Source organism: Desertivirga brevis (assembly GCF_017355835.1).
Window position 1 is genome coordinate 1,330,337 of record NZ_JAFEWF010000001.1, and the last position, 17,915, is coordinate 1,348,251.

Consider the following 17,915-nt stretch of genomic DNA (forward strand, 5'->3'; position numbering starts at 1 on the left):
TGCTTATTTTGATGTTGGTAAAATTATAAAAACTAGCAAAATATATCGTCAGTAATCTTCTTAAACTGCTTTTTACAGCTCCTTTTTTCAGCCGACATTTGATTCATATTAATTAACAAAATAAATATGGAATCGCTACACAACAGAACTGAAGAAAATTCATCTATCGCAAAACATGCTGACAAAACCAGAAACCCTTTCAAACCTACAGGGGCATTTATAGGAGCTTCGTGGTTTGCATTATTGACAGGAACAATAGGATATTGCATTGGCCTATCGAACGCGAGTATGGAGCTTAATGAGAAGGGCTATTATTTCACCGTTCTACTATTTGGTTTATTCGCAGTGATCTCGGTGCAAAAAACAGTGAGGGACAAAGCTGAAGGGCTTGCCGTTACTGATCTCTATTATGGCATCAGTTGGTTTGCAACTATTGCCGCAATGGTATTGCTTACTATTGGCCTTTGGAATGCAGATATTACGCTTAGTGAAAAAGGATTTTATGCCATGGCTTTCTGCCTGAGTATGTTCTCGGCTATTGCTGTGCAAAAGAATACCCGCGACGCAAAGTTGTTCGAGGATAAAGAACTGTAACGTAGCGGTTGCTTCCCCCGTCGGCTTGCGTAGCAAGGTGGCGGGGTTTTTTGCGGGATTAACTGCGTTGATCCCTAGAGGGGGGGCTTCAAATCAAATGCTGGTCGCTCCGCTCCCTGGCATTTTTTGTTTATCAGCTCGCCCGAGTGAACTCGGCTCGCCGTAAACAAAAAATGCCACCCTTCGGGCAGCATTTGATTTGGCGGAGAGTGAGGGATTCGAACCCCCGGACCTGTTACAGTCAACAGTTTTCAAGACTGCCGCAATCGACCACTCTGCCAACTCTCCGGGGGCAAAAGTACAATTCTCAGCAACATCTCCAAAATGAGATGTATCCTTTTTTCAATTTTACTGCTAATGCTTCTGAAAACCAGCTTAATATTTTTATCGAAGGTTGTTTTTTGTGATGTTTTCCTCTACGGGTTCGCGTCTAAATGAGTTGAAAAGAGGCTTCACAATCTTAATACTTCGCTTGGAAAGATCAATACTTGCGTTAAATTCAAATCCAAGCAAAATAATAAAGGAGTTTAGGTATAGCCAGATCATGACAACAATGATAGTACCGATAGAGCCGTACAGACGATTGAAATTGGTGAAATGGTTGATATAAAATCCGAAACCCCAGAAGGTAACTAAAGCCAAAGCGCTGGCCAACCATGCACCGGGACTGAAAAGTTTCCATTTTTTGGTATGGGCCGGACCGTACCTGTATAAGATAGAGATAGTAATAAAATAAATGGCGATAAGAATAAACCACCGTACAGCTGCCACCAGGAAAACGTAGAAGGCTTTATTAAAGGCAAACTCCTTTTGGATCCTTGCAATGGCTACTTCCGAAAATGTTATAATACCGAGACCCACTACAAGTGCGAAAAAGAGGACAAAGGTAAGCGCAATGGCAACCAGACGCTGCCGCAACCAGCCTCTTGATTCGATGATCAGGGATGACTTATTAAAGGCCTTCATCAGGTTGGTAATACCGTTGGTCGCGAAAAACAGTGCCGCCACAAAACCGAAAGAAAGCACTCCCCCGTTCTGCTTGTTAATAATATCTTCAAGTGTTGACCGTACTGCCAGGTAACTGTAGGTAGGGAAAAGAAGCTTCAGCTGGTTCATCAGCTGATCCTGGAACCCTTCTACTGGAATGTACGGGATAAGTGTAAATATAAAGATGATCGTAGGGAATATAGCCAGCATAAAGCTGTAGGCCAGCGATGATGCCTTGTTAGCCAGGGAGTCCCTGCCTATTTCCTGAAAAAAAAAGGAGCAAATAGTGTATAATGGAAGCGGACCAAATCCTGGTATCACAAATACCTTCGTCCATTCTATAAAGTTGGAATAAAGACGATTTTTAAGTAGAAATTTGTGAACACCCTTCATAGTTTATTCGAAAAACGGCTTCATCTTTTCAGAGAAGAGAGCTGGAGGCATGCAGGGCCGGTTTCGTTTCATGTCGATAAAAGCTAGTGTGGTCTCTCCCTCATGGATCAAGTCTTGTTTTTCGTTGTAGAAATAATACTTGAAATGAATCTTCACGCCCGGCATCTTTTCGATTTGAGTTTTGATGGTGATCTCCTCATCGTATAAAGCTGGCTTAAGATATTTCGCGTGCATCTCCAGAACCGGCATCATCACCCCGTCTTCTTCCATAGAACGGTAGGTCATTCCAAGGCTTCTTAATGATTCAACACGCGCCACCTCATAGAATTCGGCATAATTGCCGTAATACATGTAGCCCATCTGGTCGGTCTCGCCGTACCTGACCCTGATCTTTGTTTCGTGACTAAACATTACTTCTTGATGTTACGCTCGTTTAAGGCCTGCTGGAACCTTCTTGCATTTGCCAGGTGCTCAGCTTGTGTTACTGCGAAATTATGATAGCCTGAGAAATCTTCCTTAGCACACATGTATATGAATTTGTGCTTCTTATGGTTCAACACCGCGTCGATCGCATTGATACTTGGCATCATTATAGGGCCTGGAGGAAGCCCCCTGTATACATAAGTATTATAAGGAGAATCCTTCAGCAAATGCTTGTTTAGCACGCGACGGATTGTAAAGTCTTTATTCGCATAGATCACTGTAGGGTCTGCCTGTAATTTAATTCCATTTTTATAACGGTTCATGTACAGTCCGGCAATAGTGGGCATTTCATCATCGTACAGCGCTTCAGCATCAACAATAGCTGCCAGGGAACTTACCTGAAGCTCTGTTAAACCAATTGCCTTTGCTTTACTTTTCCGTTCTGAGGTCCAAAACTTCTGGTACTCCTCATACATCTTTGTAAAGAACTTGTCGGCAGAGGTATTCCAATACATCTCATAAGAGTTTGGAATAAAGACAGCAAAAACATTATCCTTATTGAACCCATACTTACTGATATACTCAGTTGAATCAAGCAAACGAAGCAAAGATGTAGAATCAGCCTCAAGCTGAGTAGAAACATACTTGGCAAAGTCTTCTTTTATACGGTAGCTCTTGAAGCGCATATTAACAGGCTCCTGGTTGCCTGCCTTCAACATGTTAATGAAGTTCCGGTTGCTCATTCCTGCCTTCAACTTATACTTCCCCGGCTTAACAACCGCAGGATAGCCCATCTTCTCGGCAGCCCATTTGAATACTTCGGGCTTACTTACCATTTCCTGGCTTTCAATACTCTTGTAGACATCGGCGAAAGTTGAACCCGTGCGAACATAGAGATACTCGGCATTATTAGTAACACTCGGTCCGAAAAACTTCATGTAATAGTTGAACAGGGTAATACCTAAGGCCAATAAAACCACCGCAGCCAGAGCTATAATAATTTTCCACTTCTGGCTTAGTCTTCCTGATTTTTGATCAGACATCCTTTAATAAATTTTTATTCTACGATTCTTCTATAGGCGAGAAGCCCGCCCGTTAAATTTCTCACCTTAGTAAACCCGGCAAGGGCTAATTGTTTACACGCAGTTTCACTTCTTATACCGCGCTGGCAGATAACGACGATTTCTTCGTCTTTTTCATATTCGAGATCTTCTATATCCCGAAGCAGATTTCCGAGCGGAAGGTTATTCCCCCCAATATTATAGGTAAAAAATTCAAGCTGTTCTCTAACATCTAAAAGCTTCAGGTCCTCTCCCTTTTTCAGCCTTTCTTTAAGTTCAGCGGGTACAATATCACTCAACTGGCGTTCCATTAGATAAAATTAAATCCACTTTAGACCCTATGCTAACTTTATTCAGACTGTCAACCGAAGGGTACTGCCTGATCACACGGGCACCTGTAGTATCAGAGATTAAGCCCTCATAAGTTACCATACCGACACTCAAAGAAGAGCCCTTTAATGCAAATCTTGCTTCGGATAAGGTACTGCCGGAAAGGTCCGGAAGGTCCACTTCACTTGCTCCTTTGCCATCACCCAATACAAGGCTAATAACGGAGCCCTTTGGAACTTGTTGTCCGGTTGAAATGGTACGACCCTTTAATGTGGCTTCAAGTACCCTGTCGCGAACGATATCTGAGGTGTAGCTGGTATCGCCAATTTTTATTCCGTAATTACTGAGAACAGCCCTTGCTTCCAGAAATGTCATTTCAAAAATATTAGGGAAGCCAACCTCCGGAGCATTCCTGGTAATGATCGTAAGGTAAATGGTCCGGTTTGCCTTCACATTTGTATGAGCATCGGGATCCTGTTCAATAACCAGCCCCGGCGCTTTACCAACCTGGAACACTGAATCTATCTGATAATTGAACCCCTGGGCTTCCAACAGTTCAACGGCTTCTTCCACGTTCATCCCCTTTAATTTGGGAACAGGCTGACCTTCGCCATGTCTTGTATAAAAGCGTAGGCTGAAAAATATCACCAGTAGAAAAACTATTACTGAAACGATAGCAATAATCAGGTTTTTTCGAAAGGTGTCTGTTCTGAGGTAAGCTAAAAACTTGTTCATTTATTTGGGCAATCACAAATAAGCTCCAAACTTAAGTCAAAAAACCTGCAACGGCAAGTATTCAGACAAAGGGCCCGAAAGTATTTAAGTGAATGGAATTATCTGTTCGCTTGAAAATAATTAAAAGCAGCCAGCACTCTTAACAGGATATAAGAAACGCATAAGATCAGGGAAAAGACAAAAAGAGCTTTGTCTATCAAGGTAAATTTTCTTTTCATTGTGTAGGTTGGATAAGATGATCTAAGGTAAAACTTTTCCTTAAGTGCTCCTAAAAAAATAAATTTTTATCTTATGCCTGGTGCCGCAAGTCCTAGTAAATCCCTACTCAGTAGAAGTTAAACTATTATGTTAACTAGAGTCAGCCGGGAAATATTGATTTGCATTTCGCTTACGTATTCTATCTACTTAATACCGTTTCAAATTACAATTTGTTGAATAAACATAAGAAACAGGTTTACTGAGTGTTGCCAGGGAAAAAGTGGAAAACCGGGGCAACGTTGAAAACTATACCAGCTGCAGAAAAGCTAAAAAAAGCTGAAGGTTATACTTTTGAGTTGTACAACGTTATTTATGAAGGAAGAAATTCTAACTGTTATAACCCTGCTTGCTGGAATTGATGCTTTTATTACGGCTCCTGCCTCTGAAAGTCCATTTCTATTATTAACAACTTCTATCGTTTCCTGCTATTTAGCGTATTTCTTCCAGAACAGGAAGTTACAGAAGAAGCAACAAGAAGAACACTTTGATTAATCAGGCTATTTCCGGGGCTTTTTAAAAACTTTGTTTAGAAAATCGGCCATGTAGTTAACAGACTCATCAGCCCAGGGATGAAAAAGCCAGAAGGGGTGCATTTTAACATTAAACTGATGCACTTCATGGTAGGTACCCCATTCTTTAAACTGGCCAATTAGCTCGTCCTGACCAGCATGGAAACGGGAATGACCACTATTTAAAAAAAGCATCGGTATTGATTTTTCATTAGCCCAGTAGCCGGGGGATGCATCTTTCCATATTTCTGGTTTCTCGTTAAATAAACCACCCAACCATTGTACGTCAGGAGAATCTTTTGTCCTGGGAGAATTTAAAGACGAAGGAGCCATAAAATTGATAACACCGTCAATATCTATAACGGCATGAACAGAACTGGAGTAATTATTATATCCCATTGTTCCTTCAAATTTCTTAACCTCATTGGTTAAGCCAACTAAGGAGGCAAGCTGACCGCCTGCAGAACATCCTGAGATAGCTACTTTAGTTGTATCTATGTTATACCTTGCTGCATTTGCCTTTACCCAGCGTATGGCGGCTTTAATGTTATGTACCGCAGCAGGATATTTTGCTTCAAGTGATAACTGATATTCGACGGGTATAGTTACAAATCCTTTCGCAGCAAGCATTTCAGCCATCGGCACCTGCATTGACTTGTCGCCCGAACGCCACCCTCCCCCATGCACCATGATCAAGACCGGATAAACACCTTGTTTAGCGGGTTTGAAAATATCTGCATGCAATTCCCTCTTCCCGAAAGTGCTTTCAGGTAAGGTTGCATACACCACATCTCGTTCTGCAATAACACCTGCCGGTACTTCGTCTAAAGCAGGAGTTGCATATGGAAAGTTCTTCCTGATCTGACTATAAACCTTCCTCACATTATAGGAGGTGTCTCGCGGGATTTCAGCTGTCTTTTTTGTCTGAGCATTTATATGCCCAGCAAAAAAGACAGCTGAAATCAGGAGTGCAATCTTAAGTTTTTTAGTATCCATGGTAAACAGCAGCAGTTCGCTAGTCAACTGTAGGGATCCAGTTCGTTCCTTTAGAGAATATATTTGCCAGGGTGTACTGTTTGGCTTGTTTTTTTGATAGTTGCTTGGACCATTGTACCCGCTTTGTTGGATTTGCACCTGGGCCTTTGCTCTCATATTCTGCGTAGAAAGCTGTTTTCTCCTTGTTTGGGAACATCTTATCTCCAGGCCATGGATTCCAGCCCTCAGGAATAATGTGCGATCCCATGTCTGTACGGATAAAAACTGTTTTAGCATAAGACCTCCAGGGACGACCCAGGTAAACTTTAGTTGCTTCGGGATTTGCAATCAGTTTGCAGTCGAAGAAAACATAACCGTATTTCTGAGCCTCTCTTTGTGCAGAAGCTGTAATGTAAGAATTGCTAAGACTGCGAATAGTGCAACTTTGAAATACACAGGTGGCTTCGCCGAAAATAAAGTCGGTAGTACCTTCGATCTCGCAATTCTCATAATATTGACGGCTTTCCTCTTTTGATGTATATAAAGTATCCTGGTTGCCCAGGATCCGGCAATTCTTCACAATCGTCCTGTCGCCTTCCACATGCAGGGCAACCGCTTGTCCGACCCTTCCTGCTGTATTTTCAATGGTCAGATTTTCTAAAACCACATCATTGCCTTGTATTAATACCGTATAAGAGGTATAGGTAGAGTATTTCTCTAAGCCCAGGTTATCCTTTCCGTTCGGGACAGGCTTCCCGGAATAGTCGTTACCTGTTATCACAGTCGTCCCTGCGCTTTCGCCAATAAGCGAAATATTGGTTTTCCAGGAAGGGATGATAATTTTTTCCTTGTAAACACCTTTTTTAATAAAGATCTTAACCCTTCTTTGACCCAGATCACGAACTGAATTGATGGCCGCCTGGATAGTTTTGTGGTCTCCGCTACCATCCTGAGCGACAGTAATTGTAGATGGATAGGTTTGCTGAGCCTTAGTTTGGGCAACAGAAACAAGAAGGAGGAATACGGCAAGAAAATACCTTATCATAAATTTAATAGAATTGAGATTAATTGGGACCGAAAAGTGCTGAAATTTAACAGCACCAACGTTGGTTATTTTACAATTGCAAATAAAGTCAAAATTCTATCAGATCAATCAATAACAGGTTCAAAAATTAGCCTAGAAGGTGTAAATTTCAGTTTGGGGATTGCCCCTTCGGTCTGCTGGTGATGCCGGAAAATAAAAAGATACTTAAATCGTGAAATCCTTTATTTTTGCTCTTATGGCAAACATACTAAATACAATTCCGGAAGCGATAGAAGATGTCAAAGCTGGTAAGCTCATTATCATTGTTGATGATGATGACAGGGAAAATGAGGGCGACTTTATGGTGGCAGCCCGCTTTGCTACCCCGGACGTTGTAAATTTTATGGCCACACATGGTAAAGGTTTGATCTGTATTCCCTTAACGGAGGAACGCTGTGATGAATTACAGCTGGATCTGATGGTGGGCAAAAACACAGCAACTCACGAAACTAATTTCACTATATCGGTTGACCTGATCGGAAAAGGCTGCACAACCGGCATTTCTGCCTCCGACCGTTCGAAGACCATTCAGGCACTTATTGATCCTGCAACTCATCCTGCGGAGCTAGGGAAGCCCGGGCATATCTTTCCGTTACGCTCAAAAGATGGAGGAGTGCTACGCAGGGCTGGTCATACCGAAGCTGCTACTGATCTTGCCTTGATGGCAGGGCTGGAACCGGCAGGGGTGATCGTAGAGATCATGAAGGAAGATGGTGAAATGGCTCGTCTTCCAGATCTTTTAAAGATTGCAGAAGACCTGAACATCAAGATCATTTCCATTAAAGATCTTATAGAATATCGCCTGCAGCATGAAACCTTGATTAAAAAGGAGGTAGCTGTAAAAATGCCTACTGCATGGGGTGATTTCGATATGGTTGCCTACACCCAACTCGATAACGGCACTCATCATCTTGCACTTATAAAAGGAGAATGGAAGGCGGATGAGCCTGTGCTGGTACGAGTACACCGGTCTTGTATCGCCGGTGACATTTTCGGTTCATGCCTTTGCAACTGCAGTAAACTGCTACATAGATCGATGGAGATCATCGATAAGGAAGGTAAGGGCGTTGTGGTTTATATGAATCAGGAAAGCATTGGCGGCGCCCTGATCAGCAAGCTTTACAACTATATAGGTGCAGAAAACGGACTTCAGATAAAAGGCGAGTCGAGGAAACAACAGATTGATCAGCGTGACTATGGCGTAGGAGCGCAAATTCTGCGAAGTTTAGGTGTTTCTAAGATGCGTTTACTTACGGATAATCCTAAAAAGCGGGCAGGATTAAGTGGATATGGTATTGAAATCACCGATGTGACTCCAATATTAAAAGATAATTGATCTGGCCTTTAAATTAGACCTGCAGGTAGAATAATTGCCTGCAGGTTTAAAATCTCCTCTCTTCGAGCCTAACGAGCTCAGCTCTATCTAGTTTTGTTTCCGATATAGGTCTCTTCTAAAGGACCATAGGGATTCTTGCGTCCATCCAAACTAATAAAGATCCTGTCAAGGATCACTCCAGGATCTATCATGTAGATGCTTAGCTTATGCTTTCCGGAAGAAAGGGTCGGAATGACTAAAGATCTTATAGCATTATTACGCAAAACGTTCTCTTTCCACTCTTCGCTTCTACCTGCAGTTTTGAAATTTAAGATCTTTACTGTTCCGTCATCTATTCTTACGGCGTACCTCATCTGGTATTCATTGTTCAGAGGATGTGTTGGAAGGGTGTGAAAATAAAACGTTGCAGAACCTGGATTAAAACTATAAAAGTCATATTCGAGGAAAGGATTTTTCAAGATCTGCCCCTCCTGTTCTTCGGCTTTTGCACTTAATGGCAGCGCTTCTACCCATTTCCTGCCTGTTGCAGTAGTACTTAAGGTGCTCCATCTCCTACCTGGGCTCTCCTTTGTTCTACTATAGTTTGAAGCATTCATGGCAATATGCCCATCTGATTCAACAAATCCATTGAAGCCCTCAAGTTCTTTCACCCGGCGATTGTCGGCACTTACTTCAATTTTATACTCTTTACCTGGCAGCTGAATATTTACAAAACCTTTTAAAAGCTGCTCGGGAGCTTCATTCCAATCAATATCTACCCATACCCTTTCTTCGCTAAATGCATTTTTAGAAGACAACAGGCCATTGCTTCTGCTAACACGAATCCAATCGGCAGAAGGGCTCACCTGATAGGATAATGCCGAATCTGCGGTAAGATAAAGGTCTACGAAATACCTCTTTTTAACATACCTGTTGAAGTCCGGCAATTTCTGGAGATCAGGAACCGAGGCTGTCGTAGAATCTTTAAAGCCTTCAACCCTGGCTACAAAAACAGAGGAGCTTCCAGATCTGGTGGTATTAAATTTTGGAAGCTGATATACAGGAAGTTCTCTTGGCCTCATAGACATCATCCACTTCCACTTGCCATTAGCCATCGAGTTGTTATAGTAATCGGTAGCTTTTACCACTTCGTAATAGCTTTTTGCTGAAAGATCAAGATAGTTTTTTGCAGAAGCCCGTCCTTGTAAAGAATACAAGTAAGCTTTATCACGGTACAAAAACTTCTTGTTCATGTTCGACGCGCCTTTAACCGGATATTCTACCAGTTGGTAAAAGGCATCTTCCATTGCTGAACTAATTTTAGGTTTTAGCAGGTCGACTCTTCTCTCTAATTCCTCATACTCTCCTACCCTTTTTTCAGCTTCATCTCCATAACGGTGATGACTGTATTGGGTATACCCAACAGGGGTTGTTGGTTCTGTTCTGCTCCAACCCATAAATTCAGGCCTGCGCTCGAATGCCAGGTCGTAATAACGTGATAATATACGCCCGATTTCTTTCGCATTGGCCTCTCCAAAAATATCACTAGTCCATTTTTCCGAATGCTTCGCCGTATACTCAGCAGACAGGAAAGGGTCGATATTATAGGCCATATCCAGGAATAGCTGAATATTGTATTCCAGGGGCTTGATATCCCCAACATTCAAAACCCATATCTTTTTGGCATCCATTGTATAGGCCTTAGTCATCTCTTCGCGAATAAGGGCGGGGTTTGTACTCGACAGCCAGAGGTAATCGTGTGGTCTTCCCCAATAGGAAGCATGATAATAAACTCCGGATCCACCTTTTCTTTTCCTTTCTTCGGGTGTCCCAAGGCGTTGAATATAGCCGTAATTATCATCAGGCCAGTTCAGGCTGATATCTTCCGGAACTTTGAGCCCTGCCTCATACACATCAAGAACTTCTTTATAAATAGAAAAAGTTTGAGGCACTTTTTCTATATCGGGATTGATATGTTTAGCCAGCAAACCTCTTTGATCTGCAAATATTTGTTCCAATAATGGCACGGTCTCCTGAACAGACTTGACGCCTTCCATACCGCTATCATGAACTCCTCGCATCCCCATTGTGTAGATCACATTGTTTCCCTTACTCTCCTTGATACGGTCTTCCCAATAGCGTAATACTTTTGTTTTATTCGTCTTATAATTGAAAGCCCCCAATGTCTTTGTATCCCACTCGTCAACATTGTTTCTCAGCATTGGTTCTGCATGTGATGAACTGACCACTATCTCATAATCGGCAGCAATTTGCTTATTTTGTGGATAGTGGTAAAAAGCTTTGGTACTTTCGTGCATAGCTGGCCAGATAAGATTAGCCTTTAAACGTAGAAGTAATTCGAAGATCTGGGCATAGGTTTTAGGACCAATGTCTTTAACACCCTGTGATTCGAATGTTTTCGCTGCCCAAGGTTGTAATCCCCAATCTTCATCATTTAAAAAGATCCCTCTGAACTTTACGCTGGGTTCTTTTGATACATGATCTTTTATATCAACCGAAAGGTTAGGTTGTTTAACCGGATTAGCATCTGCCCACCAGTACCAGGGACTAACGCCTATTTTCTCAGAAATGCCGAAAACGCCGTAGGCAGTCCCTCTTAAATCGCTTCCCGCAATCAGCAAGATGTTATTTATTCTTGAACCAGGTTTACTGATCAGTTTATAAGCGAAGCATTCCCATTTGTTGCTTAAGCTCTTAGCCAGGTCTTTATTAAAACTCTTTATTAGTTGAGATTGTGCCGTTCCGATCAGGATAACGTTTCCCTGTGCTGCAGCAATATTTGAGGACACCCTGGGGAGATAGCCGGATACCCTTTCAATATCTTTAGCCAACAAGTGGGCCGCAATGGAGTCTAATTTCCCTTCTTCCCGGGCGTAGACGATGGAGACTTTAGCATCAGGGGTGACTAATCTAAATACAGCGGCATTAGTTTCAGTGTGGGATAACAGCAAAACGGCGAAAAGAGAGAGAAGTAACCTGCGGCCTGAATTACTTTTTGATAAAAGACTCTTAATTTTCAACATGATCAGTACATATCAGAATGGAACTCGTGGAAGGTCCAGACTTTCATTTAATTGGTTAAATGGAGAGGCTAATATACAGGAATTCGCATGAAGGAATAGATGCCCGTTTAGTTGATGTTGTAAAAAATGTAATACCAAGTGCGAGTATTCAACAAAGAAGAAAAGGCTCTTAAACGGCTTGCAATACAGTTTTCTTACATGGCGGTACGACTAATTGTACTAAATAAGCTACAACTTATTTAAATCGCCAGCCTTAGAACTATAAAAACGCGCTGGCACGGATTTGGTAATACTGTTGTCATAAAAACAACGACTATGGACATCACCCTTAATATTACCGATTCGCTAACTAAAGAGTTTGATAAAGAATTAAGAGAAATCCTGATTCAAGATTTGAAAAAATTTAAAGCTGAAAAAGGCAAATTCCTAAGCAACAACCAGGTAAATACCCAGGATAATGACCTACTGGTAGCCTGATCAACATATATTCAAATTACATCGATAATTTCGACACATAAAAAGAGCTAAACGGACTGTGCAGCTCTTTTTTTCTTTCAGGGCCTGAGTCTGCCCCACTTAAATTCCCTTTTTAATTTCCACGGACCGCCAAGGTATTCCCATAATGCAAGCCCCATCGAGGGAACAATACGATCTTCAAAAACAGTCTCAAGCTCGTTCATGCTTATACGGGCCTGATCAGGCAGCACTTTGTTCTGAATGGTGATATGAGGACGTAACTTCTGTTTATCCTGATTAGTGAGGGATGCCCACCATTTCTGCTGCAAGGCACTGTGTACCTGCTGAAGCTCGGTGCTCTCTACTTTTATTGCAAAACCGTTCCCGAGGAAAAGGAATCCATTTGTACGGATCGAGAAAAAGGGCTGTTTTGTTGTTAATTGCTCCAAATCCTCCATAAGTTCAATAGTATCGGGAAGATGATGAAACAAAGTAATATGAGCCTTAAGGTAATTCCTTTCAACAGGAAAATAATGATCACGTAAAGAAGTGAAGTAGGAAGCGTGCTCCTGTTCAAGCATTAGTGTTAGGATTAAGGGAACCGACATCCTCTAATTTACGCTGATCCAGCCATTATTGTTCTCGGATGAGATGAAGTAATAATCATTGAACTTACCTAGGATATCTACTGTTAAACCTGGCGTAAGGGATGTTTTTCTTGCGGCTCCAGCTTCGGGGTTATCTAACAACGCTATTTCGCTTTCAATTTTCATTCGACGCAGTGGTGAAGAAATTGGTGCAAGTGTCGCACCCGAAATAAACCCCTCCCTTCCATCGGGTAATGCTACTTTGTAGGAGCTTGCAGAAGCTGCCAATACCTGAACTAATGTGCCTTGAGCAAGTTGTTGAAGTAAGCGGCCGCCGGATTTTCCAGGGCTTTCACGAAAAGCAGTTTCGTTGCCGCTTGTTCGTAACGACTTACCTATGTTGGTTAAAGGAACGGTAATGGATGAAGGCTTCTTATCCACAGGCCTGACAAAATTAATAGGATCAATTGCCCCTCCAATAGTGTAAATTCCGAAATGAAGATGTGGGGCTGTATGAATAGCATTCCCGGTATTACCTACCAGACCTATTGTATCTCCAACTTTCACCTTCTGCCCGTCTTGAACCAACTGCTCATCCAGGTGAGCATAATACAGATTGAAGTTTTTGTTCTGCGGGCGCAGAAATACTACTTTACCTCCTAACCTATTCTCATCTACACGGCTGATCACCCCATCCGCAGCAGCGATCGCTGGAGTCCTTTTCTTTGCAAATATATCAATCCCTTCGTGCCTCCTGCTTCCTCCGTCCCGGTCAGCACCCCAGAAACTTCCTATCTGGCCTTTTTGAACAGGAAAAGCAAGTGAGGGGCCGCTGCTGATCGTTAATGTATACTCCCCGGAAACAAGGAGCTCTGGTTGCAATCGCAGAAGATAAGTTCCTTCATCCTCGATATCATAACTAAAGGGAGCTGCATTGGTATCAGCATAAGCAAGTAACTTCTTATTCTGTTTGTTTTTCACCTCCCAAAGATCCACGTAGATAGTGAAATTACTGGCAGGCTTTTTCTGCAAGCTTATCTCAATCTTTTCACCACGCTTTGCTTCAAATTTTAACGCTGCAGCACGTGGCTTTTCGGCTGCAAAATAACCTGCTTCTTTATAGGGAACTGAAACCAATAGTGGTTTCTCTAAACTGCTTTCTGCTTGTTGAAGCCATGATCTCCCTAATGCGGTTTGCTTCAAACCTGCGTCTGCAAGTTTCTGTTCGTATTGTTCATGGGGACTCCTTTTGCCGAACAGTCCGGATGGACCTGTAACAGAACAAGCCGGCAGAAGCAAAATTAAAGGAATGAAGAATAATATAGACAGCGTAGATATATACCTAATGTTTCCCATAGCACTTATATTCAATATATTAATGAGAATATTGCTCCCTTTAAACAAGTAAACCAAAGGATTATTTTAATAAAGCAGATTTTTTTCTGAAAGTCTGATTGTTTGTAAAAATGCTGGGGAAGGTTGGATCAGGTTTTCTGGAGAGGCAGTTCTCTGTAATGTTCATGGGCGGCTCATTACAGAGAATACCTACTTGTGGCTAGCAAACGTTAATATTCCATGTCATTCCGTTTGCTCCTTTTATTTGTTGGGCAACCAAAACAACTTTCTTCTCACCGAATGAAAGTTCTTTTGAGTACACTGATTGCATTGTTGTTTTAGCATCAGGAAGCTCTCTCAAAAAAAGGTTAATGTTCGAGTTTAAATCGTACGGGTTAGTTTTCTTTGGCATGTTGATTTGAATTGGTAACAAAAGCAACAGAAAACGCACCCAGATGTTTTCGACCTTTAAAACTTTTTTCTAATCAACTCTTTGTCAGCGAAAAATACTTTAGCGATATTAAAAATGGTGTTAAGACCGTAATAGTTGCATTTGTACTATCAGGCCAAGGCTGGCCTGATAGCTGTTAAAACTAATCGTAAAATGCCGGGAATTCCTCTTCCTGCATTTCCCTTGTTTCAATCCTATACCCACAACGGTCACATTGGAAAAAATCGGCAACCACTCTCATTGGCTTCTCCATTACCTGGACATACATAATTGATCCACTGCACATGTTGCAAGTAAAATCTGTAGGATTTTCTCTTAAAAAGGTATCACCATTCGCTGTAATCATCACTTCTCCTTTTAGTTTAACCAAACCTCTGCGAGCCGCCTGTTTAAGTTTTAGCTTTGTTTAATGACACTTGCTTAGCAAAGGCTACCTTATCTTTGCAAGTTCGATACCAAAACAAGAATCACCTTGAAGAAAATCTACTCTTTATATAAAGATCATTACCGGTCAAATCTTAATCTGGCTATCCCGGTTGTTATCTCTCAACTAGGACATACACTTGTGCATTTAGCAGATAGCGTAATAGTTGGACAGTTTGCAGGCACTATCCCTCTTGCTGCTGTTTCTCTGGTTAACAGTATCTTTACTGTAGTGATGGTGATCGGAATAGGGATATCTTACGGATTAACGCCATTAATCGCCCAGGAAAATGGAAGAAAAAATTTCCGGGAATGCGGGAAACTTCTGTCTAACAGCTTATTAATTAACACAATTACAAGTTTATTACTTTTTGCGATTATTTATTTTGGTCTTCTATTAAGTATCGATCACCTGCACCAGGCGCCTGCGGTTGTAAAAGAGGCGAAACCCTACCTGGGCCTTCTTGGCGCATCTATTATTCCCCTGATGATCTTTAATACCTTCAAGCAATTTGCAGAAGGTCTGGGGTTCACCAAGCAGTCGATGATCATATCAATTGTGGGGAACGTGTTGAATATCTGCCTGGGAATTATTTTCGTGAAGGGTATGTTCGGCATTGAACCTATGGGTGTAAGGGGGGTAGGACTCAGCACATTGATCGACAGGGTTTTGATGTCCCTGGCCATGGGATTCTTTATATTAAAATCAAAATACTTTAAAGAATATTTAAAAAGCTTCAATATTAAACGAATAAGCCAAAAACGAGCCGGTAAGATCCTTAAAATAGGAGGACCGGTAGCGATGCAATATGCCTTTGAGGTAAGTGCTTTTAGTGGCGCTGCCATTTTAATGGGAACTATCGGAGTAGTGGAACAAGCGGCCCACCAAATTGCTATCAATCTCGCTGCCATGTCATACATGATGGCGAGTGGATTCTCTGCTGCAGCAACCATTAAAACAGGAACAAATCTTGGAAAAAGAGATTTCTCGAATATGCGCTTATCTGCAAATTCCAGTTATCACATCGTCATGTTATTTATGCTAATTACGGCTTTCTTTTTTTCCATTTTCAGATTTTACCTTCCCTGGATTTACACAACCGACACTGCCGTTATTTCTGTTGCTGCACAATTACTGCTACTGGCGGCATTTTTCCAGCTATTTGATGGAGCACAGGTTGTAGGACTTGGAATCTTGCGGGGACTAGGAGATGTTAATGTACCTACGCTCATTACCTTCCTGGCTTACTGGGTGGTTGGTTTACCTGTAGCTTTCTTCCTTGGCCTTCATACGAAATTTGGAGCGAACGGGATTTGGTTCGGCCTGACACTTGGACTGCTTGTATCTGCAGCTCTACTTTATATTCGTTATAAGAGGGTTATGAAACGTGTAACTGAAGAAATCTAAAAAGAAAAAGCAGGCAACCGAAAAAGGAATTACCTGCTTTATTGATATTACTCGACCTTTTTAAGCGGATTTATTGCGGGGCCTTCCAGCACTTCGCCCTCCTTCGAAAAGCGGCTTCCATGACATGGACAATCCCAGGACTGTTCAGCTGTATTCCAGTGAACAATACATCCCATATGAGGACAAACAGCTGAAACAATGTGAAGTTTTCCCTCTCCATCACGATGGACAGCATGTTTTGAACCATCGATATCCATAATCTTACCTTCGTAGGTTCTTACCTCTGAAAACTTCTCGACATCATTTGCCAGCCAGTCTTTCACTAATTCGTAAGCTACGTTAATATTTTCTTTGGCAAAATTGGGTGCCGACGCTATTGGTGTTAATCTTGAAGCCGAATAGGTTTTGCTCCATGGATTGGTCCTGCCGTTGATCTCGTCCGAAATGATCATTGCAGCCAGGGTTCCGTAAGTAAGTCCGTCAGCTGCGAAACCGGTTGCTATAAAAGTTCTACGATCGCCGGTGCTTATTCCAATATAAGGAATAGTGTCGGCCGGCTTGTACTGCTGTGCCGACCAGCGGTAAACCACTTCACCAATGTTAAACCGTTTTCTTAGAAATTCTTCCAGCTTGTGAAAGCATTCAAGGTTTTCTTCTTTTTGTCCAACCTTATGCATTTCCCCCAAAACCATCACGATCTTACCTTTCTCAGAATCGAAAGTACGCACAGAATAATGCTCAGTTTCCTGCATATCCCAATAGATACCCGAAGGAATTTCATCAGTTTTGAGAGTAGCAGCAACGGCATACTCGCGATACGGACCCAAGGTGGTATGAACCATATAAATACCTTTGGGGGTATGAGTAGCCATAATGACGTGGTCGGCAGTAACCCGGGAATGTTCAGTTTCGACATTACATATCTCGCCTTCTTCAACTTTCACTACCCGTGAATTTTCAAAAATGCGGCAAGTATCAGACTGAATCTTATTTGCAAGAGAAACTACATACTTCAAAGGGTTAAACTGAGCCTGATTAAGAACGCTGAAGCCGTCCTTTACCTCTGCCGTATAAGGAACATTGCTAACTACAGGTAATCCTGCCCTGATTGCAGCATCCCTTTCCTGTTCCACAAACTTCTGGCTTTTACCTTCCACGGTAAATAAAGACCATGGCGCCCTTTTAAAATCGCAATCGATATTATGTTCTGTAATTATTTGTTCGATAAGATCAACGGCAGCTCCGCGCGATTCAATTACTTCCCGTAACTTTTGATCGTCGAATTTCTGTGCTATTTTATGCATGCCTTCGCCCCCGATAGTGGCGTATAGATTACCGGTAGAATAGCCTGTTGAGCCCTCTCCTATCTTTCTTGCTTCTAAAACCGCCACTTTTTTCCCGGCCCTGGAAAGCAGGTAGGCCGCAGTGATCCCGGTGATCCCACCGCCGACAATAGCTACATCAACATGAAATTCTTTGGTTAAAGCAGGAAATGAAGCAAGTTCCACTTCCTCGTGCCATACTGAAAGGTTTCCCATACGTTATTC

18 protein-coding genes and 1 tRNA gene are annotated in these 17,915 nt (G+C 42.0%); 5 read left to right on the forward strand and 14 right to left on the reverse strand.

The window, feature by feature from the left end; all coding sequences use genetic code 11:
• The first annotated feature begins 126 nt into the window (after positions 1-126).
• Positions 127-594, forward strand: a complete 468-nt coding sequence (yiaA, locus tag J4N25_RS05800; RefSeq protein WP_207421196.1) for an inner membrane protein YiaA — start codon at positions 127-129, stop codon at positions 592-594.
• 200 nt (positions 595-794) lie between these two features.
• Here yiaA and J4N25_RS05805 read toward each other — a convergent pair.
• From J4N25_RS05805 to J4N25_RS05830, 6 genes are all read right to left on the reverse strand, one after another.
• A tRNA-Ser gene (locus J4N25_RS05805) sits at positions 795-882 on the reverse strand.
• A 96-nt stretch (positions 883-978) separates the two neighbouring features.
• Positions 979-1,974: a YihY/virulence factor BrkB family protein gene (locus tag J4N25_RS05810; protein WP_207421197.1), complete on the reverse strand. Its 996-nt coding sequence runs from the start codon at positions 1,972-1,974 to the stop codon at positions 979-981.
• 3 nt (positions 1,975-1,977) lie between these two features.
• On the reverse strand, positions 1,978-2,385 hold the full coding sequence (locus J4N25_RS05815) for an acyl-CoA thioesterase (protein WP_207421198.1): 408 nt from the start codon (positions 2,383-2,385) through the stop codon (positions 1,978-1,980).
• On the reverse strand, positions 2,385-3,440 hold the full coding sequence (mltG, locus tag J4N25_RS05820) for an endolytic transglycosylase MltG (protein ID WP_207421199.1): 1,056 nt from the start codon (positions 3,438-3,440) through the stop codon (positions 2,385-2,387). Before mltG ends, J4N25_RS05815 begins: the two co-directional genes overlap by 1 nt.
• A gap of 14 nt (positions 3,441-3,454) precedes the next feature.
• Complete coding sequence (locus tag J4N25_RS05825; RefSeq protein ID WP_242695785.1) at positions 3,455-3,757, reverse strand: rhodanese-like domain-containing protein; 303 nt, start codon at positions 3,755-3,757, stop codon at positions 3,455-3,457.
• A complete protein-coding gene (locus J4N25_RS05830) occupies positions 3,750-4,523 on the reverse strand; it encodes a PASTA domain-containing protein (protein ID WP_207421201.1) in 774 nt (257 codons plus the stop codon). The genes J4N25_RS05825 and J4N25_RS05830 overlap by 8 nt, the downstream gene beginning before the upstream one ends.
• Positions 4,524-5,093: 570 nt before the next feature.
• Here J4N25_RS05830 and J4N25_RS05835 point away from each other — a divergent pair.
• Positions 5,094-5,273 carry a hypothetical protein gene (locus J4N25_RS05835; protein WP_207421202.1) on the forward strand — a complete coding sequence of 60 codons (180 nt, stop codon included), beginning with the start codon at positions 5,094-5,096 and terminating at the stop codon, positions 5,271-5,273.
• Positions 5,274-5,278: 5 nt separating this feature from the next.
• Here J4N25_RS05835 and J4N25_RS05840 read toward each other — a convergent pair whose 3' ends face one another.
• Positions 5,279-6,286: an alpha/beta hydrolase gene (locus J4N25_RS05840; protein ID WP_207421203.1), complete on the reverse strand. Its 1,008-nt coding sequence runs from the start codon at positions 6,284-6,286 to the stop codon at positions 5,279-5,281.
• Between the two features lie 19 nt (positions 6,287-6,305).
• Positions 6,306-7,310 (reverse strand): pectinesterase family protein, encoded by a 1,005-nt coding sequence (locus tag J4N25_RS05845; protein WP_207421204.1) that lies wholly within the window; start codon positions 7,308-7,310, stop codon positions 6,306-6,308.
• 235 nt (positions 7,311-7,545) lie between these two features.
• Here J4N25_RS05845 and ribB point away from each other — a divergent pair, with 235 nt between their 5' ends.
• Positions 7,546-8,685, forward strand: a complete 1,140-nt coding sequence (gene ribB / locus J4N25_RS05850; RefSeq protein ID WP_207421205.1) for a 3,4-dihydroxy-2-butanone-4-phosphate synthase — start codon at positions 7,546-7,548, stop codon at positions 8,683-8,685.
• 83 nt (positions 8,686-8,768) lie between these two features.
• On the opposite strand, the gene J4N25_RS05855 is transcribed toward ribB, so the two are convergent.
• Positions 8,769-11,708: a glycosyl hydrolase 115 family protein gene (locus J4N25_RS05855; protein ID WP_207421206.1), complete on the reverse strand. Its 2,940-nt coding sequence runs from the start codon at positions 11,706-11,708 to the stop codon at positions 8,769-8,771.
• Positions 11,709-12,023: 315 nt separating this feature from the next.
• On the opposite strand from J4N25_RS05855, the gene J4N25_RS05860 reads away from it, so the two are divergent.
• On the forward strand, positions 12,024-12,185 hold the full coding sequence (locus J4N25_RS05860; protein ID WP_207421207.1) for a hypothetical protein: 162 nt from the start codon (positions 12,024-12,026) through the stop codon (positions 12,183-12,185).
• 77 nt (positions 12,186-12,262) lie between these two features.
• Here the strand turns inward: J4N25_RS05860 and J4N25_RS05865 are convergent, their stop codons facing one another.
• The 4 genes from J4N25_RS05865 to J4N25_RS05880 form a co-directional block, all read right to left on the reverse strand.
• On the reverse strand, positions 12,263-12,745 hold the full coding sequence (locus J4N25_RS05865) for a 2'-5' RNA ligase family protein (RefSeq protein WP_207421208.1): 483 nt from the start codon (positions 12,743-12,745) through the stop codon (positions 12,263-12,265).
• A 30-nt stretch (positions 12,746-12,775) separates the two neighbouring features.
• Positions 12,776-14,107 carry a M23 family metallopeptidase gene (locus J4N25_RS05870; protein WP_207421209.1) on the reverse strand — a complete coding sequence of 444 codons (1,332 nt, stop codon included), beginning with the start codon at positions 14,105-14,107 and terminating at the stop codon, positions 12,776-12,778.
• Between the two features lie 199 nt (positions 14,108-14,306).
• A complete protein-coding gene (locus tag J4N25_RS05875; protein WP_207421210.1) occupies positions 14,307-14,498 on the reverse strand; it encodes a hypothetical protein in 192 nt (63 codons plus the stop codon).
• A 181-nt stretch (positions 14,499-14,679) separates the two neighbouring features.
• On the reverse strand, positions 14,680-14,883 hold the full coding sequence (locus tag J4N25_RS05880; RefSeq protein WP_207421211.1) for a hypothetical protein: 204 nt from the start codon (positions 14,881-14,883) through the stop codon (positions 14,680-14,682).
• 126 nt (positions 14,884-15,009) lie between these two features.
• Here J4N25_RS05880 and J4N25_RS05885 point away from each other — a divergent pair, with 126 nt between their 5' ends.
• Complete coding sequence (locus J4N25_RS05885) at positions 15,010-16,368, forward strand: MATE family efflux transporter (RefSeq protein WP_207421212.1); 1,359 nt, start codon at positions 15,010-15,012, stop codon at positions 16,366-16,368.
• A gap of 47 nt (positions 16,369-16,415) precedes the next feature.
• Here J4N25_RS05885 and J4N25_RS05890 read toward each other — a convergent pair whose 3' ends face one another.
• Entirely contained in the window at positions 16,416-17,906 is a 1,491-nt protein-coding gene (locus tag J4N25_RS05890) for an FAD-dependent oxidoreductase (RefSeq protein ID WP_207421213.1), read from the reverse strand.
• Positions 17,907-17,915: the final 9 nt, after the last annotated feature.

Coding starts and splice junctions, on each gene's coding strand:
- yiaA (WP_207421196.1), top strand. CDS start 127: ATGGAATCGCTACACAACAGAACTGAAGAAAATTCATCTATCGCAAAA.
- J4N25_RS05810 (WP_207421197.1), bottom strand. CDS start 1,974: ATGAAGGGTGTTCACAAATTTCTACTTAAAAATCGTCTTTATTCCAAC.
- J4N25_RS05815 (WP_207421198.1), bottom strand. CDS start 2,385: ATGTTTAGTCACGAAACAAAGATCAGGGTCAGGTACGGCGAGACCGAC.
- mltG (WP_207421199.1), bottom strand. CDS start 3,440: ATGTCTGATCAAAAATCAGGAAGACTAAGCCAGAAGTGGAAAATTATT.
- J4N25_RS05830 (WP_207421201.1), bottom strand. CDS start 4,523: ATGAACAAGTTTTTAGCTTACCTCAGAACAGACACCTTTCGAAAAAAC.
- J4N25_RS05835 (WP_207421202.1), top strand. CDS start 5,094: ATGAAGGAAGAAATTCTAACTGTTATAACCCTGCTTGCTGGAATTGAT.
- J4N25_RS05840 (WP_207421203.1), bottom strand. CDS start 6,286: ATGGATACTAAAAAACTTAAGATTGCACTCCTGATTTCAGCTGTCTTT.
- J4N25_RS05845 (WP_207421204.1), bottom strand. CDS start 7,310: ATGATAAGGTATTTTCTTGCCGTATTCCTCCTTCTTGTTTCTGTTGCC.
- ribB (WP_207421205.1), top strand. CDS start 7,546: ATGGCAAACATACTAAATACAATTCCGGAAGCGATAGAAGATGTCAAA.
- J4N25_RS05855 (WP_207421206.1), bottom strand. CDS start 11,708: ATGTTGAAAATTAAGAGTCTTTTATCAAAAAGTAATTCAGGCCGCAGG.
- J4N25_RS05860 (WP_207421207.1), top strand. CDS start 12,024: ATGGACATCACCCTTAATATTACCGATTCGCTAACTAAAGAGTTTGAT.
- J4N25_RS05865 (WP_207421208.1), bottom strand. CDS start 12,745: ATGCTTGAACAGGAGCACGCTTCCTACTTCACTTCTTTACGTGATCAT.
- J4N25_RS05870 (WP_207421209.1), bottom strand. CDS start 14,107: ATGGGAAACATTAGGTATATATCTACGCTGTCTATATTATTCTTCATT.
- J4N25_RS05875 (WP_207421210.1), bottom strand. CDS start 14,498: ATGCCAAAGAAAACTAACCCGTACGATTTAAACTCGAACATTAACCTT.
- J4N25_RS05880 (WP_207421211.1), bottom strand. CDS start 14,883: ATGATTACAGCGAATGGTGATACCTTTTTAAGAGAAAATCCTACAGAT.
- J4N25_RS05890 (WP_207421213.1), bottom strand. CDS start 17,906: ATGGGAAACCTTTCAGTATGGCACGAGGAAGTGGAACTTGCTTCATTT.